At 45.2% G+C, this 23,158-nt stretch carries 19 protein-coding genes; all 19 read left to right on the top strand.

What is annotated here, in order from left to right:
* Positions 1-16 precede the first annotated feature (16 nt).
* Positions 17-1,291 (top strand): RIP metalloprotease RseP, encoded by a 1,275-nt coding sequence (gene rseP / locus QYB97_RS03000; RefSeq protein WP_301164459.1) that lies wholly within the window; start codon positions 17-19, stop codon positions 1,289-1,291.
* 21 nt (positions 1,292-1,312) lie between these two features.
* Positions 1,313-3,025 (top strand): proline--tRNA ligase, encoded by a 1,713-nt coding sequence (locus tag QYB97_RS02995; protein ID WP_301164458.1) that lies wholly within the window; start codon positions 1,313-1,315, stop codon positions 3,023-3,025.
* Between the two features lie 97 nt (positions 3,026-3,122).
* On the top strand, positions 3,123-7,418 hold the full coding sequence (locus tag QYB97_RS02990) for a PolC-type DNA polymerase III (RefSeq protein WP_301164457.1): 4,296 nt from the start codon (positions 3,123-3,125) through the stop codon (positions 7,416-7,418).
* A gap of 163 nt (positions 7,419-7,581) precedes the next feature.
* A complete protein-coding gene (gene rimP / locus QYB97_RS02985) occupies positions 7,582-8,055 on the top strand; it encodes a ribosome maturation factor RimP (protein WP_301164456.1) in 474 nt (157 codons plus the stop codon).
* A 17-nt stretch (positions 8,056-8,072) separates the two neighbouring features.
* Positions 8,073-9,170 carry a transcription termination factor NusA gene (gene nusA, locus QYB97_RS02980; protein ID WP_301164455.1) on the top strand — a complete coding sequence of 366 codons (1,098 nt, stop codon included), beginning with the start codon at positions 8,073-8,075 and terminating at the stop codon, positions 9,168-9,170.
* Positions 9,171-9,190: 20 nt separating this feature from the next.
* Positions 9,191-9,448 (top strand): RNase P modulator RnpM, encoded by a 258-nt coding sequence (rnpM, locus tag QYB97_RS02975; protein ID WP_301164454.1) that lies wholly within the window; start codon positions 9,191-9,193, stop codon positions 9,446-9,448.
* A gap of 4 nt (positions 9,449-9,452) precedes the next feature.
* Positions 9,453-9,755, top strand: a complete 303-nt coding sequence (locus QYB97_RS02970; RefSeq protein WP_301164453.1) for a YlxQ family RNA-binding protein — start codon at positions 9,453-9,455, stop codon at positions 9,753-9,755.
* 19 nt (positions 9,756-9,774) lie between these two features.
* On the top strand, positions 9,775-12,063 hold the full coding sequence (infB, locus tag QYB97_RS02965) for a translation initiation factor IF-2 (protein WP_301164452.1): 2,289 nt from the start codon (positions 9,775-9,777) through the stop codon (positions 12,061-12,063).
* On the top strand, positions 12,060-12,338 hold the full coding sequence (locus tag QYB97_RS02960; protein WP_301164451.1) for a DUF503 domain-containing protein: 279 nt from the start codon (positions 12,060-12,062) through the stop codon (positions 12,336-12,338). The genes infB and QYB97_RS02960 overlap by 4 nt, the downstream gene beginning before the upstream one ends.
* A 27-nt stretch (positions 12,339-12,365) precedes the next feature.
* Positions 12,366-12,737 (top strand): 30S ribosome-binding factor RbfA, encoded by a 372-nt coding sequence (gene rbfA / locus QYB97_RS02955; protein ID WP_301164450.1) that lies wholly within the window; start codon positions 12,366-12,368, stop codon positions 12,735-12,737.
* 59 nt (positions 12,738-12,796) lie between these two features.
* Positions 12,797-13,720: a tRNA pseudouridine(55) synthase TruB gene (gene truB / locus QYB97_RS02950; RefSeq protein WP_301164449.1), complete on the top strand. Its 924-nt coding sequence runs from the start codon at positions 12,797-12,799 to the stop codon at positions 13,718-13,720.
* 25 nt (positions 13,721-13,745) lie between these two features.
* Entirely contained in the window at positions 13,746-14,684 is a 939-nt protein-coding gene (ribF, locus tag QYB97_RS02945; protein ID WP_301164448.1) for a bifunctional riboflavin kinase/FAD synthetase, read from the top strand.
* A gap of 137 nt (positions 14,685-14,821) precedes the next feature.
* Complete coding sequence (rpsO, locus tag QYB97_RS02940) at positions 14,822-15,091, top strand: 30S ribosomal protein S15 (RefSeq protein ID WP_061969515.1); 270 nt, start codon at positions 14,822-14,824, stop codon at positions 15,089-15,091.
* 445 nt (positions 15,092-15,536) lie between these two features.
* Positions 15,537-17,660 carry a polyribonucleotide nucleotidyltransferase gene (gene pnp / locus QYB97_RS02935; protein ID WP_301164447.1) on the top strand — a complete coding sequence of 708 codons (2,124 nt, stop codon included), beginning with the start codon at positions 15,537-15,539 and terminating at the stop codon, positions 17,658-17,660.
* Between the two features lie 167 nt (positions 17,661-17,827).
* A complete protein-coding gene (locus QYB97_RS02930; RefSeq protein WP_301164446.1) occupies positions 17,828-18,817 on the top strand; it encodes a polysaccharide deacetylase family protein in 990 nt (329 codons plus the stop codon).
* A 72-nt stretch (positions 18,818-18,889) separates the two neighbouring features.
* On the top strand, positions 18,890-20,128 hold the full coding sequence (locus tag QYB97_RS02925) for a M16 family metallopeptidase (protein ID WP_301164445.1): 1,239 nt from the start codon (positions 18,890-18,892) through the stop codon (positions 20,126-20,128).
* A 285-nt stretch (positions 20,129-20,413) separates the two neighbouring features.
* Positions 20,414-21,313 (top strand): dipicolinic acid synthetase subunit A, encoded by a 900-nt coding sequence (dpaA, locus tag QYB97_RS02920; protein ID WP_301164444.1) that lies wholly within the window; start codon positions 20,414-20,416, stop codon positions 21,311-21,313.
* The gene (gene dpaB / locus QYB97_RS02915; RefSeq protein ID WP_301164443.1) at positions 21,313-21,906 is read left to right on the top strand and encodes a dipicolinate synthase subunit B; all 594 of its coding nucleotides are present in this window, start codon (positions 21,313-21,315) and stop codon (positions 21,904-21,906) included. Before dpaA ends, dpaB begins: the two co-directional genes overlap by 1 nt.
* A gap of 187 nt (positions 21,907-22,093) precedes the next feature.
* Complete coding sequence (gene asd / locus QYB97_RS02910) at positions 22,094-23,140, top strand: aspartate-semialdehyde dehydrogenase (protein ID WP_301164442.1); 1,047 nt, start codon at positions 22,094-22,096, stop codon at positions 23,138-23,140.
* Positions 23,141-23,158 lie beyond the last annotated feature (18 nt).

Below are 23,158 nucleotides of genomic sequence, written 5' to 3'. Positions count from 1 at the left end.
AGGTGGGTAAAAGGTTATGAATACAGTCATTTCCATCGTAATTATTTTGGGTGCCCTTGTGTTCTTTCATGAACTTGGCCATTTAATGCTCGCCAAACGAGCCGGTATTTTGTGCCGGGAATTTGCCATCGGCTTTGGTCCAAAGCTCTTTGCGTTCAAAAAGAGTGAGACCACGTATACTGTACGCCTTCTGCCGCTGGGCGGGTTTGTAAGGATGGCCGGAGAGGACCCGGAAGGCATCGAACTCAAACCAGGTTACAGGGTAGGACTGATTTTTAACCCGGAAGGCAGCGTTCAAAAGATTATTGTCAACCATAAGGAAAAATATGACATCCAAAAAGTCATTACTGTGGAAAACGCTGACCTGGAGCACCGTTTGGTGATTACCGGATATGAAAACGAAGAGGGAGAGCGCCAGAGTTACAGAGTAGATCCGCAGGCCATGCATGTTGCCGATCATCAGGAAATGCAGATTGCTCCTTATAACAGGCAGTTTGGCTCTAAAACCCTAATGCAGCGGACACTGGCCATTTTTGCGGGCCCTTTCATGAATGTGCTGCTGGCGTTCATCGTTTTAATGAGTTTTTCGTTGTTCCAGGGCATTCCGACTAAGGAAGCACGGCTTGGTAATCTGGCACCTGGTGAAGCCGCGGTGAAATCGGGGCTTCAAAAAGGGGACAAAATTGTCTCTGTAAATGGCGATAAGGTCAGCAACTGGGAAGAACTTGTTTCCTTTATACAGCAAAACCCGGGAGAAAAACTTGTGTTTGAAATTGACCGTAACGGCAAAGTTATGAACAAGGAAGTAACTCCGGGTGAACGGGAGATTAGTAAAGGCAACAAAGAAGGGTTCATTGGAGCCTATCCTTCCACTGAGTTTTCCCTGCTGGGCTCTGTGTCCTACGGTGCAAAGCAAACATGGTTCATGACCAAGATGATTTTTGTGGGACTTGGTGAGCTCGTTACCGGGAAGCACGGATTCGATCAGCTTTCAGGACCTGTTGGAATTTACGAATACACAGACAAAGCGACAGAAGGCGGTATACCAATGCTGATGCAATGGGCCGCTGTGCTGAGCATCAACCTTGCCATCTTTAACCTGCTGCCGCTTCCCGCACTTGACGGCGGAAGGCTGTTGTTTTTACTGATTGAGGCGCTTCGGGGCAAACCGATCGATCCGCAAAAAGAAGGTATTGTTCATTTTATCGGGTTTGCTTTTCTGATGCTCTTGATGCTCGTTGTAACATGGAATGACATCCATAAATTCTTTTTAGACAAAATAGACCAATAAGTGATTAACTGAGGTGGAGAAATGAAGCAAAGCAGGTTGTTTGCACCAACATTAAGAGAAGTTCCGGCTGACGCAGATGTCGTCAGCCACCAGCTTCTGCTCAGAGCAGGATTCATAAGGCAGAATGCCGCTGGTATTTATTCGTTTTTGCCGCTTGGGAAAAAGGTTCTTCACAAAGTAGAAGCGATTATTCGTGAAGAGATGGAGAACGCAGGATCCAACGAAATGACCATGCCGTCCCTGCAGCTTGCTGAGCTGTGGCAGGAATCCGGAAGATGGTATTCCTACGGACCGGAACTTATGCGTTTGAAAGACCGTAACGGACGTGAGTTTGCTCTCGGGCCAACCCATGAGGAAGTAATCACAAGTCTCATTCGTGATGAAGTAAAGTCCTATAAAAAACTGCCTCTTAATCTATTTCAAATTCAAACAAAGTTCAGGGATGAGAAGAGACCTCGCTTTGGACTTTTAAGAGGCAGGGAATTCATCATGAAAGATGCGTATTCGTTCCACTCCTCACAGGAGAGCCTTGATGCTACCTATGAAGATATGAAAGAAGCATACAATAATATCTTTTCACGCTGCGGCCTTAATTTCAGAGCGGTTCTGGCTGATTCAGGGGCAATCGGCGGGAAGGACAACCATGAGTTTATGGTTCTTTCCGAGATTGGTGAAGATTTAATTGCCTATTCTTCTGAATCGGATTTTGCTGCTAACATTGAGATGGCACCGGTGAATGTAACTTATGAAGCTTCCTCCGAATCCAAAAAGGAGATGGAGAAAATCCATACCGGAGAAGCGAAAACGATTGAAGAGGTTTCTGCTATTCTTACCATAGATTCCTCTAAAATTATTAAATCGGTTCTCTTTATGGCTGACGAGGAGCCGGTTCTGGTGCTTGTCCGCGGTGATCATGATGTAAATGACATTAAAGTGAAGAACGTCCTTGGAGCAGCCGCTGCGGAGCTGGCAACACCTGAGGAAACGGAAAAAGTGTTCTCCTGTAAACCTGGTAACATCGGTCCTGTTTCTGTCCCGCAAAACGTGAAGCTCATTGCCGACCATGCGGTGGAATACATGGTAAACGCCGTTGCTGGTGCAAATGAAGCGAATCATCATTTCCAGCATGTTAATCCTGGCATCGATTTTGAGGTCACAAGGTTTGCCGATCTCCGATTTATCCAGGAAGGAGATGCATCTCCTGACGGTAAAGGGGTTATCCGTTTCGCCAAAGGAATTGAAGTCGGGCATGTGTTTAAGCTTGGACAAGTTTACAGCAACCCATTGAACGCTTCATTTCTTGATGAGAATGGAAAAAGCCAGACCATGACAATGGGCTGCTACGGAATAGGGGTTTCGCGCACGCTTGCCGCGGTTGCGGAAGAGAACAACGATGATAGGGGCTTGATCTGGCCGTTATCCCTGGCACCTTTTGATGTACACATTCTTGCAGCCAACAGCAAAGACGAAATACAGACAGACTTAAGTGAAAAGCTGTATGATGAACTTAAGGATGCAGGATACGATTGTTTGTACGATGACCGCAAAGAACGTGCCGGTGTGAAATTCGCCGATGCAGACCTGTTCGGAATTCCTGTTCGTGTGACGGTTGGAAAGAAAGCCGCAGACGGAATAGTGGAAATGAAGGTCAGAAAAACCGGTGAAATGAACGAAGTCCATGTTAAAGAATTAATTGAGGCGATTAAAAGCCAACGAGAATTACTAACTCGCTAGCATCCAGGGGATGACTTATGAGTCTGACAGCTGATATTTTTTCAGGAATCAGGCTCACGAACCCAAGTCATCCCTTTATTTATGGAAGGAGGGCATCATGAACAGTGACGACCAGGTAAGAAAAGAACGGTTTCTCTTATTGCTTGACCAGATCGGAATACCTGATGAACTGCGCCCGCACCTGGGTGACGGCCGTGTTCAGAAACTGGCGATCGATAAAAATAACAGGAGCTGGCATTTTTATTTTTCCCTGCCAAAACCAATGCCTGCCAATGTGTATACCTTTTTTCAGGCTAGAATTAAACAGGCATTTGAACATATAGCAAAGGTGACGTTTTCCGTTCATTGTGAGAGCAAAGAATGCGGGGAAGAGCTGCTCAGCGAGTATTGGAGCATCTGCTGTGAAAAGCTGAAAGGAACGGCAAGCTCACTTGTAGCCGGATTGATGGGACAGGTTCCTGTCATAAGCGGGAACAAGATTAAAGTGACTGTACGGAATGAAGCGGAAGGACTTTTAATCAAACGAAAAATATCTTCGGCTATGACGGAGGTCTACCGTTCGTTCGGAATGGATTCTGTTTCACTCGAGATAGAAGTCAAGCACAGTGAGGAAGAGTTCCAGAAATTTGTGGACCAGAAAAAGCAGGAAGATGCGGATAAAGTACTTGCTGCATTGATCGAAAAAGAAAAAGCGGATAAACGCGAGGCCGCCTCTGTGCCTTCTGAAATAACAATAGGCTACAGGATTCCAGATGAACCCGTTCCGATTGAAACCATTCAGGATGAGGAACGCAGGGTAACGCTTCAGGGATTCGTATTTGACGCTGAAACCAGAGAGCTCAGGAGCGGAAGAACGCTGCTGACGTTTAAAATTACCGATTATACGGATTCTATCATGGTGAAAATTTTCTCCCGCGATAAGGAAGATGTGCCCATTTTGAATGCTGTTAAAAAAGGCATCTGGGTTAAAGTACGCGGTGGAATACAGAACGACACCTTTGTCCGTGATCTTGTAATGATTGCGAATGATATTAATCAAATTACCCCTGAAACAAGAAACGACCTTGCGGAAGAAGGGAAGAAAAGGGTGGAACTCCATCTGCATACTCCGATGAGCCAGATGGACGCCGTTACTTCTGCATCCAAACTGATCGGACAGGCTGCCAAATGGGGCCATACAGCTGTTGCGGTAACCGACCACGCTGCCGTCCAATCCTTTCCAGAGGCATATTCAGCCGGGAAAAAGAATGGGATCAAAGTATTGTACGGCGTAGAAGCCAACCTGGTGGATGACGGAGTTCCAATCGCCTATAACGAACAGCACAGGAAGCTGTCGGACGGCACCTACATTGTATTTGACGTGGAAACGACGGGATTGTCCGCTGTATACAACAAAATTATCGAACTTGCAGCCGTAAAGATTCATAACGGTGAAATCATCGATACATTTGAACGGTTTGCAAATCCGCATGAGCCTCTTTCAGATACAACAGTCAATCTGACGGGCATCACCGATGATATGGTACAAAATGCTCCTGAAATAGAGGACGTATTGCGTGATTTCGAGAAATTTATGGGAGACGATATTCTTGTTGCCCATAATGCGAGCTTTGATATGGGATTCTTGAATGAAGGATTCCGCAAAATCGGGATTGGCGCAGCCGCTAATCCCGTGGTTGACACACTCGAACTTGCCCGCTTTCTGCTTCCGGAATTAAAAAACCACAGATTGAACACGCTCTGTAAAAAGTTTGATATTGAGCTGACCCAGCATCACAGGGCGATCTATGATGCTGAAGCGACAGGCTACCTGCTTTGGAAACTATTAAAACAGGCGTTCGAGAAGGAAATTGAATATCATGACGAGCTGAACGAAAACATGGGCCAGGGTGGATATATGAGGAGCCGTCCATCCCATTGTATACTGTTCGCCCAAACACAACAGGGCTTGAAGAATCTGTATAAATTGGTTTCTGAATCACAAATGAACTATTTTTACCGGACTCCGAGAATTCCGCGTTCAAGGCTTTCGAAGCACCGCGAAGGTTTGCTGATCGGCTCCGGATGTGATAAAGGTGAAGTCTTTGAGGGAATGATGCAGAAGGCGCCTGCGGAAGTGGAAGAAATCGCGAAATTCTATGATTATCTTGAAATTCAGCCGCCATCAAACTACTATCACCTGATTGAAAGAGAACTGATACAAGATGAAATGGCCTTGCGTGAAATCATTGCCAACATCGTGAAACTCGGTGAGAAACTCGGCAAGCCGGTTGTTGCAACGGGGAACGTGCATTATCTGGATCCAAATGACGGCATTTACCGCAAAATCCTGATTTCGAGCCAGGGCGGAGCAAATCCTTTGAACCGCCAAACACTTCCCGAAGTATATTTCCGTACCACCGACGAAATGCTGGAATGCTTTTCATTCCTGGGTGAAGAAAAGGCAAGGGAAGTGGTAGTCGATAATACCCAAAAGGTAGCGGAGATGATCGATGAGATCAAACCGATTCCGGACGACCTGTTTACTCCTAAAATTCCGGGTGCAGAAGAGGATATCCGGAATATGAGTTATTCCATGGCCCGCAGCATTTATGGGGAAGATCTTCCCGATATCGTTGAAAAGCGGCTGGAGAAGGAACTGAACAGCATTATCGGTCATGGATTTGCCGTGATCTACCTTATTTCGCATAAACTTGTTAAAAAATCTTTGGTGGATGGCTACCTGGTAGGTTCCCGGGGGTCGGTTGGATCATCTTTTGTTGCCACCATGACAGAGATTACCGAAGTAAACCCGCTTCCCCCGCACTATGTGTGTCCAGAGTGCAAGGAATCCACCTTTTTTGATGATGGATCAGTCGGTTCAGGGTTTGACCTCCCGGATAAAGAGTGTCCGAATTGTCACGTGCTTTACAAAAAAGACGGCCAGGATATTCCGTTTGAAACATTCCTTGGCTTTAAAGGGGACAAGGTACCCGATATTGACCTTAACTTCTCAGGTGAATATCAGCCGCGTGCCCATAACTATACGAAGGAACTGTTCGGCGAAGAGTATGTCTACCGTGCAGGCACAATAGGAACAGTAGCCGAGAAAACGGCGTACGGCTATGTAAAAGGATACGCCTCAGACCATAACATGACCCTCCGGTCTGCTGAGGTTGACCGGCTTGTTTCGGGCTGTACCGGAGTAAAACGGACTACAGGACAGCATCCGGGCGGTATTATCGTTGTTCCGGACTACATGGATATTTACGACTTTTGTCCGATCCAGTTTCCCGCCGATGATAAGAACTCCGAATGGAAAACGACGCATTTTGATTTCCATTCCATTCATGATAACCTGCTGAAACTCGATATACTCGGTCACGACGATCCGACCGTCATCCGTATGCTGCAGGATTTGACCGGCATCGATCCTAAGACCATCCCTGCCTCCGACCAGGAGGTTATGAAAATTTTCTCCGGTCCGGAAGTGCTCGGGGTAACAGAGGATCAGGTGATGTGTAAAACGGGTACACTCGGCATTCCGGAATTTGGAACGAAATTTGTCCGGCAGATGCTTGAAGAAACCAAACCAAGTACATTCTCCGAGCTTGTTCAGATTTCAGGTCTTTCCCACGGAACCGATGTGTGGCTGAATAATGCCAATGAACTGATCGCAGATGGAACCTGCGAGTTGAAAGACGTGATCGGCTGCCGTGATGATATTATGGTGTACCTGATTTATAAAGGGCTTGAGCCATCACTTGCTTTTAAAATCATGGAAAGTGTCCGTAAAGGAAAAGGGCTGATTCCTGAATGGGTAGAAGAAATGAAAAAGAACGATGTTCCGGACTGGTATATCGGTTCTTGCCTGAAGATCAAGTATATGTTCCCGAAGGCCCATGCTGCTGCCTATGTATTGATGGCAGTCCGCATTGCCTACTTTAAGGTGCATTATCCTATTATTTTTTACGCGGCCTACTTTACGGTCCGTGCTGATGATTTTGATATATCAGCCATGGTGAAGGGTTCTGCCGCCATTCGTTCCAAGATTGAAGAAATCTCGGGCAAAGGGCTGGATGCCTCCACCAAAGAGAAGAACCTGCAAACTGTGCTCGAGCTTGCTCTTGAAATGTGCGAAAGAGGTTTTTCATTTGGCAAGGTCGACCTTTACCGTTCAAGTGCCTCTGAATTTTTGGTCGAAGGCAACCATCTGATTCCGCCATTCAATTCTATTGCGGGGCTTGGTACGAATGCTGCCATTAATATTGTAAAGGCACGTGAAGAAGGGGAGTTCCTTTCAAAAGAGGACCTTCAGCAGCGTGCACGGCTGTCAAAGACCATCATCGATTATCTCGATGAGCAAGGCTGCCTTGCAGGTATGCCTGAAGCCAATCAGCTCTCCCTTTTCTAGGAGCGAAAGAAGGTAAACAGGACGGATGGCAAGTTGCATAAACGCAGAGATTATGATATAGTAATTTTGGAAATACTGTGAATACCTTTCGGGAGAAGAGTGGGGAAACCCACTCTTTCGTTTCGTTTTGGAAAAGGATTTTTTGGTTGAAGGGAGGATGTTTATGAGTAAGAAAATCACGGAAACTACCGAGGAGCTCGTAACCCCGATTTTGGAAGAATTAAACCTTGAGCTCGTAGATATCGAGTTTGTAAAAGAAGGAAAAAACTGGTTCCTTCGCGTATTTATTGATAATGAAAAAGGTGTAGACATTGAAGAGTGCGGAACGGTCAGTGAACGCCTCAGTGAAAAACTGGATACAATCGATCCGATTGAACAGGCATACTTTCTGGAAGTATCATCACCCGGTGTTGAACGCCCATTAAAAAAACCGGAAGACATAGCAAAGGCTGTGGGCAAAAACGTCCACATCAAAATGTATGAACAGATTGATGGTTCAAAAGAATTTGAAGGCAAACTGCTGGAATTCGATGGTGAAACGGTCAAGCTGCAAGTTAAAGTAAAAACGCGCAGTACGGAAGTGGAACTGCCATACAACAAGATAGCAAGTGCCAGACTTGCAGTTGTGTTCAATTAACAAAGGGGAGAAAATGGATGAGTAGCGAGCTATTAGATGCACTTACTTTTTTGGAGAAAGAAAAGGGAATCAGCAAAGATATTCTAATTGAAGCGATTGAAGCCGCTTTGATCTCGGCGTACAAACGAAATTTCCACCAGGCACAAAATGTGAGAGTGGATTTTAATACAACAACAGGAAGCATTAAAGTCTTTGCCCGTAAAAATGTGGTGGAAGAAGTAACCGATCCGCGGCAGGAGCTTTCGGTTGATGAGGCGCATAAGATTAACCCGCAATATGAACTGGAAGATGTTGTTGAATTGGAGGTAACTCCACGCGATTTCGGCCGGATTGCTGCCCAAACTGCAAAGCAGGTTGTAACACAAAGGGTAAGGGAAGCGGAACGCGGCATTATTTTCTCAGAGTTTATTGACCGCGAGGAAGATATCATTACCGGTGTCGTACAGCGCCAGGACCATCGTTATATATACGTAAACCTTGGGCGTGTTGAAGCATTGCTTCCAGCCGCTGAACAAATGCCTGGTGAGAAGTATACAACCAACGACCGTATAAAGGTGTTCATTACGAAGGTTGAAAAAACCACAAAAGGCCCGCAAATTCTTGTATCAAGAACACATCCTGGTCTATTAAAGAGACTTTTCGAGCTTGAAGTGCCGGAAATTTATGATGGAACAGTTGAAGTGAAATCAATAGCCAGGGAAGCGGGAGACCGTTCCAAGATTGCTGTACATGCAGCAGATCCTGAAGTTGATCCGGTAGGCTCATGTGTCGGTCAAAAAGGCGGCCGTGTTCAAACGATTGTCAATGAGCTCAATGGCGAGAAAATTGATATTGTGAGATGGTCAGAGGATCCGGTTGTGTATGTAGCAAACGCTCTCAGCCCTGCCAAGGTGCTTGAAGTTCTTGTGAATGAAGAGGAAAAAATGACGACCGTTATTGTACCTGATTATCAGCTTTCACTTGCCATCGGGAAACGGGGACAGAATGCAAGACTCGCAGCCAAATTGACCGGCTGGAAGATTGATATTAAAAGCCAGTCCGATGCAGAAGAATCCGGACTTTATAACGGTGAAGCTGCACAGGAAGAATTTGAATCTGCTGAAGAAGAACTGTAAGATACATGGGGGTGAGCAGGATGAAAACACGGAAAATTCCGATGAGGAAATGTGTAGCCTGCCAGGAAATGAAAGAAAAAAAAGATTTGATCAGGATTGTCCGTTCTCCTGAAGGCGAAGTCTTCGTTGACCCGACGGGAAAGAAATCAGGGAGAGGCGCGTATTTATGCAATCAGGCGTCTTGTTTTAACCTTGCGAAGAAAAAGGGCAGCCTCAGCAATCAACTGAAGGCCCAGGTTCCGGATGAAGTATTCGCTGAACTGGAAAAGGGAGTATAACCCATTGAATACATCACCATGGGCCTCATTGCTTGGATTGGCCACCAGGGCAGGAAAATGCATTTCAGGGGAAGAACTTGTCGTGAAAGCGGTGCAGAAGCAACAGGCAAAATGTGTTCTGCTTTCCCGGGATGCTTCGGACAATACAAAGAAAAAAATAACCGATAAATGTTCGTTTTACCGGGTAGAGATAAAATGGATAGAAAACCGCTATTCTCTCGGCAATGCGATTGGCAAGGACCAGCGCGTGGTTGTTGCCGTAACCGATCAAGGATTTGCAAAAAAGTTAAAAACTTTACTTGATTAAACCATTCGGGGGTGAACATATGAGTAAGATGCGTGTATATGAATATGCGAAAAAACAAAATGTTCAAAGCAAGGATATCATTGATAAACTAAAAAACATGAATGTGGATGTATCCAACCATATGTCGATGATCGATGAAGAAGCGATCCGTAAATTAAATGATGCCTATCAACCCAAAAATTCGAAAACAGAGGAGAAACATAAAATAGAACATAAAAAGAATCCATCCAATGTGAACAAAGTCGAAAATAGAAATGAGAGTAAAAAAGAAAACACTATGAAAATTAAAAAAGACGAAGCACCCAAGAAGAATAATGGCAGCAGCAATAACACAAAACCGGCTCAAAAGAGCAATCAGCAAAACGCTAAACCCGCTCAAAAAAGCAACAGCGGTCAGCAGCAAAATGCGAAACCAGGCCAAAAGGGCGGAAACAGACCGCAGGGGAACAGAAACAACAGCAATTTTAATAATAAAAACCGAAACAACAAAAATAACAACAATAACAACCGAGGGAAAGCAGCTCCAGCTCCACAGCCGAAGCCGACTCCGGTAACACCGGATAAGATTACTTTTTCTGAATCACTTACAGTCAGTGAGCTTGCGAAGAAGCTGGCGAAAGAACCATCTGAAATCATTAAAAAATTGATGGCTCTGGGAGTTATGGCAACGATCAATCAGGAGCTTGATAAAGAAACCATTGAGCTTATTGCGTCAGATTACAACGTGGAAGTAGAAGAGGAAATCATCATTGATGTAACCGAATTCGAAAACTATGAAAATAACGATAAAGAAGAGGATCTTTCCGTACGTCCTCCGGTTGTTACCATCATGGGTCACGTTGACCACGGTAAAACCACCTTGCTTGATTCGATCCGAAACACAAAAGTAACCGCCAGTGAAGCAGGCGGAATTACTCAGCATATCGGTGCGTACCAGATCGAAGACAAAGGGAAGAAAATTACGTTCCTTGATACACCGGGACATGCTGCGTTTACAACAATGCGTGCCAGAGGAGCCCAAGTAACGGATATCACAATTCTTGTGGTCGCCGCTGATGACGGTGTTATGCCGCAAACTGTTGAAGCCATCAACCATGCAAAGGCTGCAGAAGTGCCGATCATTGTGGCAGTAAACAAAATGGATAAGGAAGCAGCCAATCCTGACCGCGTAATGCAGGAACTTACCGAGCACGCCCTTATTCCTGAAGACTGGGGTGGAGATACAATTTTCGTTAATGTGTCCGCCATTAAAGGAGAAGGAATCGACGACTTGATCGAGATGATCCAGCTTGTGGCTGAAGTTGAAGAACTTAAGGCGAATCCGAACCGTTCTGCACAGGGTACTGTTATTGAGGCGCAGCTTGATAAAGGCCGCGGATCTGTTGCGACTCTTCTCGTACAAAACGGAACACTGAACATTGGGGATCCGATTGTAGTCGGAAATACGTTCGGCCGCGTGCGCGCCATGGTCAATGACCTCGGACGCCGTGTGAAAGTAGCCGGTCCTTCTACACCGGTTGAAATTACCGGGCTCAATGATGTGCCTCAGGCAGGCGATCAATTCATGGTGTTTACCGATGAAAAGAAAGCACGCCAGATTGGTGAAGCACGCTCTAAAAAACAAATGGAAGCCCAGCGTAAGGAATCTTCCAAACTCAACCTTGAAGATTTGTTCAATCAGATCAAAGAGGGAGATATTAAAGAAATCAATGTGATTATTAAAGCGGACGTACAAGGCTCTGCCGAGGCGCTTGCCGGTTCCCTTCAAAAAATTGATGTGGAAGGCGTCAAGGTGAAGATTCTTCATACAGGAGTAGGAGCGATCACTGAATCGGATATTATCCTTGCTTCTGCATCCAATGCGATTATTATCGGATTTAACGTGCGCCCGGACAACAATGCGAAACGTACCGCAGATGCTGAAAAAGTAGATGTGCGCCTGCACAGAATCATTTATAACGTTATCGAAGAGATTGAGTCGGCAATGAAAGGTATGCTTGACCCAGAGTTCGAAGAGAAGGTTATTGGACAGGTGGAAATCCGTACTACATTTAAAGTGTCAAAAGTGGGAACAATTGCCGGATGTTATGTTACGGATGGTAAGGTTACCCGTGATTCCACTGTGCGCCTGATCCGTGATGGCGTTGTTATCTATGAAGGGAAAATTGACGCCCTTAAACGTTTTAAAGATGATGCAAAAGAAGTTAGTGCAGGATATGAATGTGGTATAACATTAGAAAAGTTCAATGACATTAAAGAAGGAGATGTCATCGAAGCATACGTCATGGAAGAAATTAAACGGGCATGATTGGTTTCCTGACTGTGGAATGCTTCATTTATGAGTCCCATTCCCTGAAGGATAAACGCTCCGTTGTGAAAAAGGTCGTTACCCGGTTAAGACAGCAATTTAATCTTGCTGTCTCCGAGACCGACTTTCATGATTTATGGCAGAGAGCTGAACTTGGAATTGTAACCATTTCAAAGGACAAACTAATCGTGGAACAGGAACTTCAAAGGGCAATCAAGCTGATCAGCAGCATTCCTGAGCTCGAAGTAACGTCTTCGGTTATCGAATGGTTATAATGGCTGGATAGAAACGGGGTGTAAGAAATGAGTGAAATCCGATCCAACCGCATCGGAGAACAGATGAAAAAGGAACTGGGAGATATCATTGGCCGAAAGCTGAAGGATCCCCGCATCGGTTTTGTGACCGTTACAGGAGTTGAGGTAACGGGCGACCTGCAGCAAGCGACAGTATTTATTTCTGTTTTTGGTGATGATGAACAAAAGGAACAGACGCTAAGGGGTCTGGCCAAAGCTTCCGGTTTTATCCGGACTGAAATCGGCAAGAGGATCCGGCTGCGCAAAACACCGGAAATTTCTTTCAAATTTGATGAGTCCATTGAATATGGAAGCCGTATCGAGACATTGCTGACCGATATCAAAAGTTCAGATGATGATAGTGATTACAATAAGAGATAGGCAGCCCTTGGTTTGTCTGTCTCTTCTTTTTTGATGTGAAAAAGGTGGGTTATCAACAAATGGCAGAAATACAGCCAGAAGGCATTTTACCCTTATTAAAGCCAGCGGGAATGACATCTCATGACTGCGTGGCAAAGCTTAGAAAAATACTGAGAACAAAAAAAGTGGGGCATACAGGCACGCTCGATCCCGAAGTAACGGGAGTGCTTCCCGTCTGTGTCGGAAGAGCGACAAAAATTGCCCAGTATATGTCCGACTATCCAAAGTCCTATCAGGCGGAAGCTATGATTGGAAAAGCGACAGCCACTGAGGACGCCCATGGCGACGTGGTGGAAGACAAGCCGGTACCCGAGGGTTTGTCCGCGCAGGCAGTTAAAGATGCACTGGCCGCACTTACAGGCCGGATCATGCAGGTTCCGCCCATGTTTTCTGCTGTAAAAGTGAATGGGAAAAAGCTGTATCAATATGCGCGGGAAGGCATTGAAGTGGAAAGGCCGGCAAGGGAAACGACGATTTACGAGTTGAACTTGCTATCTGAGGAAACACACTTTTTTGGCCCATATCCGGTTTTCCCTTTCTTTGTCAGCTGCAGCAAAGGAACCTATGTTAGAACATTAGCGGTGGATATCGGGAAAAAATTGGGGTACCCCGCTCACATGTCCCACCTGGTCCGCACCAGCTCCGGCCCTTTTACGATGGAAGAGTGCTTTACCTTTGAACAGATCGAACAGGCTGTTCAAGAGGGCAATATGAACGGACTTTTCCTTCCCATTGAGAAGGCTATCGCTCATTTTGATTCCATCATTTGTGATGATGAAATGGAGATGCGCATGAAGCATGGTGCCGTTCTTCCCATGGTGTCCGGGGTGCAAAACAGCCCGTTTGCCGTTTATAATAAAAATGGAGCGTGTATCGCTCTTTATAAACAACATCCGGACAAGCCCGGTATGATGAAACCGGAAAAAATTTTAGCCGTTGAGTAACGCACAGAGTTAGAAGGTGAAATTTTTGAAAACAATAACGCTCACACATCCGCATCAGTTCAATAAGAATGACCTTCCCCCAACGGTCATGGCCCTGGGGTATTTCGACGGTCTGCACCTTGGGCACCAGAAGGTAATCGGGACAGCATCCGCTATTGCCCGTCAGGAAAAGCTGACATCAGCGGTCATGTCCTTTCATCCTCACCCCTCCGTTGTGCTTGGAAAAAAGGAAGCCCACGTCTCTTATTTGACGCCGATTGAGAAAAAAGAGGAGCTTCTGCGTGAACTTGGGATTGATATTTTCTATCTTGTAGAGTTCAATGAAGAGTTTGCCTCTCTCTCACCGATGAGTTTTATTCAGGAATATCTCATTGGTCTCCATGTAAAGCATGTGGTTGCTGGATTTGACTATACGTATGGTAAATATGGCAAAGGAAACATGGCGGTGATGGAGGAAAGTGCCGGCGGTGCATTTTCACAGACAGTGATTGAAAAATTGGAGCGAAATGGACAGAAAATCAGTTCTACGCTTATTCGCAACCTGCTGAAGGACGGAAACGTCGACGCAATTCCCGAATATTTGGGCAGGCCATACAGCATTTCAGGCAAGGTGGTGCATGGAGAGAGCCGGGGAACGTCCATCGGATTCCCAACAGCCAATGTTGAACCTGCTCCCGAGTATTTGATACCGGCCAACGGGGTATACATTGTGCAGGCTGAAGTGGACGGGCAGCGATTGAACGGAGTAGCGAATATCGGAACCAAACCAACCTTCCATGAAGAACGGGAAGCGTCGATCGAGGTACATCTTTTCGATTTTTCTTCAAACATCTACGGCAAGGATGTAGAGGTTCACTGGCTTTCCAGAATCCGGGACGAGAAGAAGTTTGAATCTGTGGATGCCCTTGTCAAACAAATTGGCGCAGATAAACAGGCCGGATTAAATTATTTTTATGAAAAATAGGCTTGCTCTTGCATTATTCTCAAAAAAGAGGTAATCTATTATCTGTACGTCAAGTACAAACAACCGCTGCTTGGCAGGACGATTTCACCGACGTTTGCTCGGTAGTCGGGGTTTATATTTTAAAGGAGGTGAACAGGATGGCAATTTCTCAAGAACGTAAAAATGAACTGATCAGCGAGTACAAAACTCATGATCTTGATACTGGGTCTCCAGAAGTTCAGATCGCTATCCTTACAGAGCAGATTAACACTCTTAATGACCATTTGCGTACTCATAAAAAGGATCACCACTCACGTCGTGGCCTTTTGAAAATGGTAGGTAAACGTCGTAACTTGCTAACGTATCTACGTAACAAAGATGTTACACGTTATCGTGAGCTTATCAAAAAGCTTGGATTGCGTCGTTAATCGGAAAAGCGGGAATCATTCCCGCTTTTTTTCTGTAAAAAAATCTTTATGATTTTTAACCAAAGTTTGTTTTTTAAAAATATTTCATCCTGCAAAGTACCTTCAGTGCATGGTTGATTATAGTGTAAGGTGCGAGACTCCAGTGGGAAAAGCGGGATAGATGAGACCAATGAGGTGCATGCACCGTTCCCGCAGGAGCTTGCGACGAGGAAGTAGGCGTTTACGCCGGTAAGGCTCAGCGCCCGCCCACGGAAAGCGAGCATCCTGAAACGAAAATCAACGGTTCTCAAGGACAGCAATGCTTTATAAATAAAAAAAGCGTACATAGCAGATTAACTGTATACTTAAAAAGGCTGGCTTAGTTTTTCTTTTTAGGAACGTTCAGTTTAGGATATAATAGTGACATAAATATTTTCGTTTATTGTCGAGAGGAGTACCAATAGAAATGGAACAAGAGAAACGTATTTTTTCTATGGACTGGGCAGGCAGAGAACTGTCTTTTGAAATTGGGAATTTTGCAAAGCAAGCAAATGGAGCGGTGTTTGTCAGATATGGTGATACTGCCGTTCTTTCAACAGCTGTGGCTTCAAAAGAGCCAAAAAACTTAAGCTTTTTTCCGCTTACAGTAAACTATGAAGAGCGTCTTTATGCGGTTGGTAAAATCCCTGGCGGATTTATCAAGAGGGAAGGCCGTCCGAGTGAGAAAGCCATTCTCGCCAGCCGCCTGATTGACCGTCCGATCCGCCCGCTTTTTGCCGACGGATTTCGAAATGAAGTACAGGTTGTCAGCACGGTCATGAGTGTGGATCAGGATTGTTCTTCCGAAATGGCAGCGATGATCGGGTCATCTCTTTCATTATCAATTTCAAATATTCCGTTTGAAGGGCCGATTGCGGGTGTTACCATTGGCCGTATTGATGGTGAATTCATCGTCAATCCAACCGTTGAACAAAACGAGAAAAGTGACATTAATCTTGTGGTAGCAGGGACCAAGGATGCCATCAATATGGTAGAGGCGGGAGCCAAGGAAGTTCCTGAAGAAGTTATGCTGGAAGCGATCATGTTCGCTCATGAGGAAATCAAGAAATTGATTGCCTTCCAGGATAAGATTGTTGAAGAGCTTGGAAAAGAAAAAATGGAAGTTGTACTGCATGAAGTTGACCAGCAGCTTGTGGAAGAAGTGCGCAGCTTTTTGGATTCTGACTTGGCAGCAGCTGTTTCTGTTTTTGATAAGCAGGAAAGACAAACTGCGCTTGATGAGTTAAAGAACCGGGTGGTTTCTCATTACGAAGAAACGGATGAAGAAAAAGTGGATGAAGCAAAAGAAGTGCTTCAGCTGCTGATTAAAGGCGAAGTCAGACGACTTATCCTGAAAGAAAAGATTCGTCCGGATGGAAGAAAGATCAATGAAATCCGTCCCCTTTCCTCTGATGTCACTCTGCTCGCCCGTACGCACGGATCCGGGCTGTTTACACGCGGCCAAACTCAGGCATTGAGTGTTTGTACACTGGGTGCACTGGGAGATGTACAGGTTCTTGACGGTTTGGGTGTGGAAGAATCCAAGCGTTTTATGCATCAATATAACTTCCCTCCATTCAGCGTTGGTGAAACAGGCTTTATGAGAGGACCGGGACGCCGCGAAATCGGACATGGTGCTCTTGGAGAACGTGCTCTTGAAGCGGTTATCCCATCTGAAGAGAGCTTTCCTTACACGATTCGTCTTGTGTCTGAAGTGCTTGAATCCAATGGTTCAACTTCACAGGCGAGCATTTGCGCAAGTACACTTGCTATGATGGATGCAGGTGTTCCAATCAAAGCACCAGTGGCCGGTATTGCGATGGGCTTGGTGAGCGATGGCCAGGATGTAACGGTTCTTACTGATATCCAGGGGATGGAAGACCATCTTGGGGATATGGACTTTAAGGTAGCCGGTACTGAAAAAGGTGTTACCGCATTGCAGATGGATATCAAAATTTCAGGAATTAACCGTGAAATCCTGGAGCAGGCTTTGACTCAGGCGAAAGAAGGACGAATGCACATTCTTTCCTCAATGCTTGAAACGCTGCCTGAACCTAGAAAGCAGCTATCTACCTATGCTCCTAAAATTATCACGATGAAAATTAATCCTGATAAGATCAGAGACGTAATCGGGCCAAGCGGAAAAATCATTAATAAAATTATTGAAGAAACAGGCGTGAAAATCGACATCGAGCAAGACGGCACTGTATTTATCGCATCTGCCGACCAAACGATGAACGAAAAGGCGCAAAAAATTATTGCTGACCTTGTCCGAGAAGTGCAAGTAGGCGAGTACTATGATGGTAAAGTCAAACGAATTGAGAAATTTGGAGCTTTCGTGGAACTCTTTGCCGGCAAAGACGGTCTTGTACACATTTCCGAAATTGCTGAAGAACGCATCGGTAAAGTAGAGGATGTACTCAAGCTCGGAGATATCATTCGTGTCAAGGTTACCGAGATTGATAACCAGGGCCGTGTAAATCTTTCAAGGAAAGTTGTTTTGAAAGAGCAAAAGAAAGAACAAGAAGAAAAGAATAGCGAGCAGCAATAATAAAAAACCGGTTTTGGACTGTGACCCCTATTTTGATGATAGGGGTGCCGTTCATTACATCGGTTTTTTTTATTTGTCCAGAGCTTGAAAGCACCTTCACCAGAGCGTTGCTCCTTTGTTCTAACCCTCCCGGAATGGACATACCTTTTTAAGGGGAGGGAAGTGAGATGAAGAGAAATCTGCTGCATATGAGCATGGCGGCCCTGATTCTTGCGTTTGCTGTCGGTATGGTGCAAAACCCGTTTACCTCCACATACATCGAAAAGATGAAGGACCAGACGGCGGCGGTGTCCAATATGCAGGAAAACAGCCTGTACGAACAGCTTCAGAAAAAAGCGCCATCCTACCATAAATCACCGGTCGATGCCAAAATAGACAGGGTTTGGAAGGCCATCCCCGGTTATAACGGCATGGAACTGGATATTGATGCATCGTACAAAAAGTTAAAGGGCAGCAAAGTGATGGATGAGAGAAAACTGGTGTTTAAACAAATACCGCCAAAAGTGAAGCTGCAGGATCTGCCGCCTTCGCCCATTTATAAAGGGAATCCGGAAAAACCCATGGTAACGCTCCTGGTGAATGTGGCGTGGGGAAATGAATACCTGCCAAAACTTTTAAAGGTAATGAAAAATGCTCATGTTCATACGACTTTTTTCCTCGACGGTTCATGGGTCAAAAAGAATCCGAGTCTCGCAAAAATGATATTGGATGAAGGGCATGAAATCGGAAATCACGCATACACCCATCCGGATATGAAGAAATTAACGAACGAACGAATCAGGAAAGAACTTGTGAATACCAATCAAGTAATTCAGGCGACACTTGGAGAAAAGAAGCAAGTTCCAGTTAAATGGTTTGCGCCTCCAAGCGGCTCCTATCGTGATGATGTCGTTAAAATTGCTGCGGAAGAGAACATGAGGACCATCATGTGGTCCGTAGATACGGTGGATTGGAGAAAGCCGGATCCGGCAGTAATGGCCCAGTCCGTCATCAGGAAACTGCATCCGGGAGCCATGATCCTTATGCATCCAACAGCATCAACCGCTGATGGACTAAAGCAAATCATCGACGGCATTAAAGCAAAAGGGTATTCCATTGGAACGGTGAGCGAACTGGTTGATGAAAAACGCCTGCACTTCAACTCTTCTGCTGAATAACATTGTTGTGTGATAAGTACGTTAATGATATATTGTTCCTAGAGATGGAATTACAGCTAGGGGGAAACAGGTTTGATTACTAGACATACATGTCCTAACGGCGTGAGGGTCGTTCTGGAAAAGATTCCAACCGTCCGTTCCGTAGCGATCGGGGTATGGATCGGCACTGGTTCACGTTTTGAGGTTCCCGAAAATAATGGAGTTTCTCACTTTTTAGAGCATATGTTCTTTAAGGGAACAGCAACCCGCAGTGCCAGGGAAATCGCTGAATCATTTGACAGCATTGGCGGCCAGGTCAATGCGTTTACTTCCAAAGAATATACATGCTATTATGCGAAGGTGCTCGATACGCATGCACCGAGAGCGCTGAACGTACTGTCTGATATGTTTTTTAACTCGGCGTTTGATGAGCAGGAGCTGTTAAAAGAAAAGAATGTTGTGCTCGAAGAGATCAAAATGTATGAAGATACACCGGATGATATTGTTCATGATCTTCTCAGCAGGGCCAGCTTTCATCAGCATTCTCTCGGCTATCCGATCCTTGGCACGGAAAACACCCTGAATACGTTTACAGGGCAAACCCTCCGCAATTACATGGAAGACTACTATACACCTGAAAATGTGGTCATTTCGGTGGCCGGAAATGTAGAAGAGAGTTTTGTCAAAGAGATTGAAGATCTGTTTGGAAGCTATTCAGGCAGCCAGACGGCTTCAAACCTGCAGACACCTGTCTTTCACAGTCAAAAGATTGCCCGCAAGAAGGAAACAGAGCAAGCACACCTTTGTCTCGGATTCCCCGGGTTGTCGCTGAAAGATCCGGATACATTTTCACTGATTGTGCTCAATAATATTTTTGGATCCAGCATGAGCAGCCGTTTGTTTCAGGAAGTCCGTGAGCAGCGCGGTCTGGCCTACTCCGTGTTCTCCTACCACTCGGCTTATCGGGACAATGGATTGTTCACCATTTACGGAGGAACTGCTCCCAACCAGCTTGATGAGCTGTATGATACCGTGAAAATGATCGTAAACGATCTTCAGGAGAATGGAATTACTGATAAAGAGCTTACCAACTCCAAAGAACAAATTAAAGGCAGCCTCATGCTCAGTCTGGAAAGCACCAACAGCAGAATGAGCAGAAACGGCAAGAATGAGCTCATCCTGAATTACCATCGTTCACTTGACGAAATGGTTCAATTGATCGACGGGGTGACAACAGAAAGTGTAGATTCTCTGATTGAAAAGATATTCAGCCAGGAATGTTCCGCTTCCCTTGTCAGTCCGACCGGTGAACTTCCAAAAGGATTGCAATAAACCTGCAGCACGAGAACTGCATCCCTACTTTCAGGGGTGCAGTTTTTAGATGCTGGAGGTTTTTTTCTTTTTAATTCAGGCTTGGACCTAGGTTGTCTACTCAATCCCCAAACTTAATCCTGAATATAATGATAGAGCAAATGAGAACGATTAAAACGACTATATTCCTGTTGCATCCGGATAGGCACAGTAACCATCTAGGCAAAAGGTTCATATGATGGTGTTGCGAACATGAACAAGGATTTCCCCTGTTTATAACGGAGTGACAGAGAAAGGGGAGGAAGCATGTTAACTGACTTGCAGGTTGCTATATTTGGCGGTGATGCCAGACAGCTGGAAGTGATTCGTAAGTTGGCCGAACAAGGGGCGAATCTTGTGCTTGTGGGGTTTGACCAGCTCGACCATGGATTTACAGGAGCTTCGAAAATGGATATTGGTGAAGTCGACTTTTCCAAACTGGATGTGATCATACTTCCAGTGAACGGAACGGGACCGAGCGGAGAAATTGATACCATTTTCTCGAATAAACGCATCATACTTACTTCTGAGCATTTAAAAAGAACCCCGGAACACTGTCATGTGTATTCCGGTATTACGAATGCTTACTTGAACAAAATTATTTCACAAAACGGCAAAGGTCACACCCAGCTCTTTGACCGGGATGACGTAGCGATCTATAACAGCATTCCGACGGTTGAAGGGACTTTAATGATGGTGATTCAGAATACGGACACGACCATTCATAATTCCAACACCGTTGTCCTTGGTTTCGGCCGGGTGGGTATGAGTGTGGCAAGAGCGTTTGATGCGCTTGGCGCACATGTAAAAGTTGGAGCAAGAAAACCCGAGCATTTAGCAAGAATCAGCGAAATGGGCTTTATACCTTTTCATCTTGATCATCTGCAGAAAGAAGTGACCAACACGGATGTATGCATCAATACGATTCCGTTCCAAATTGTAACATCTGATGTGATTTCTAAAATGCCGACACAGACATTGATTATAGACCTGGCTTCCAAGCCGGGCGGCACGGATTTCAAGTATGCTGAAAAAAGAGGCATCAAGGCTTTGCTGGCGCCCGGATTGCCTGGCATCGTTGCACCAAAGACAGCTGGCCAGATTCTTGGCAATGTTCTTTCCCAATTAATAGGTGAACAAATGAGTACTCGAAAGGGGAAAGTGTAATGAAGGTTCATGGTAAACATATAGGATTTGGTTTGACAGGTTCACACTGCACATATGATGCTGTATACCCCCAAATCAAGCGGCTGGTGGATGGGGGAGCGAAGGTAACCCCTTTTGTAACGCATACCGTGCAGAACACAAATACCCGATTCGGTGAAGGAGAAGAATGGCTTGAAAAAATAACAAAACTTACAGGTAATGAAGCCGTTAATTCGATAGTCAAAGCCGAGCCGTTCGGACCGAAGACTCCTCTGGACTGCATGGTTATCGCACCGCTTACCGGCAATTCCATCAGCAAGTTTGCCAACGCCATGACAGATTCTCCCGTTTTGATGGCTGCAAAAGCCACCATGAGGAACCAGTCGCCGGTTGTCCTGGGAATATCTACAAATGACGGACTTGGATTAAACGGCGTAAACATCATGAAGCTAATGGCTGCCAAAAACATTTATTTTATACCCTACGGCCAGGATGATCCGGTAAATAAGCAAAATTCGCTGGTCGCGCACATGGAATATCTCCTTGAAACCGTTGAGGCTGCGCTGGAAGGAAAACAGCTTCAGCCTGTGCTCCGGATGTCTCAATCGTATTAAATGTGAAAAATAGCTTACCAATGGCGCGAATTATGATAAAATGTGAAATAAAATGTTTATTGGAAAGCAAGTAACTCTCATTTTGAAGCAGTGAAGGAAACAATGATGTTTCATAAAGGGAGAAACATTCGTGTTTCTCTCTTTATGTTTTAAATTCAAGTATGGAGAACAAAGGAGATAGTGTTAAATGACTCAAAAAGGATTTCATGTAGCTGTAGTCGGAGCAACAGGCGCAGTCGGACAACAAATGCTTAAAACACTTGAAGAAAGAAATTTTCCAATTGCAAAGCTGTCTCTTCTTGCGAGCAGCCGGTCTGCCGGGAGAAGTGTAGAGTATAAAGGGGAGGAAGTCGTTATTGAGGAAGCGACTCCCGACGCATTTGAAGGAGTGGACATTGCTTTGTTCTCTGCAGGCGGGTCCATTTCAAAGGACCTGGCACCGGAAGCCGTAAAACGCGGAGCGGTGGTTATTGACAATACCAGTGCGTACCGCATGGATGAAAATGTCCCTTTGGTGGTACCTGAAGTGAATGAAGAAGATATTGCCAAACACAAGGGGATTATCGCCAATCCGAACTGCTCAACCATTCAGATGGTTGTCGCACTAAAGCCCCTGCAGGAGAAGTACGGATTAAATAAAGTGATTGTATCCACTTACCAGGCGGTTTCAGGTGCGGGTGCAAAAGCCATTCAGGAGCTTAAATCCCAGTCTCAGGATATTTTGGACGGAAAAGAATTTACCCCTGAAATCCTGCCTTGTGCAGGTGACAAGAAGCATTATCAGATTGCCTTTAATGCGGTGCCGCAAATTGATAAATTCCAGGACAATGGCTACACGTTTGAAGAAATGAAAATGATTAACGAGACCAAGAAAATCATGCATATGCCAGCACTTGAAGTGGCGGCAACCTGTGTCAGGCTTCCGGTAGAGACGGGCCATTCCGAATCCGTTTATGTAGAGCTTGGAGAAGATGTTTCTTCCGTCCATGAAATTAAAGAGCTTTTGTCTGCATCTGAAGGCATCACTCTTCAGGATGATCCACAAAACCAAATCTATCCAATGCCGGCAAATTGTGTTGGCAAAAACGATGTCTTCGTAGGACGGATCCGAAAAGACCTGGACCGGGACAATGGTTACCATATGTGGATTGTATCTGACAACCTGTTAAAAGGTGCTGCCTGGAATTCGGTTCAAATTGCAGAAAGCCTCATTAAACTTGGTTTGCTGAACTAATTAAAGAAGGTGCTAACT

Origin of the sequence: Fictibacillus fluitans (assembly GCF_030418125.1) — a bacterium.
GTDB lineage: Bacteria > Bacillota > Bacilli > Bacillales > Fictibacillaceae > Fictibacillus_C > Fictibacillus_C fluitans.
This window is presented reverse-complemented; position numbering and strand designations above follow the sequence as displayed.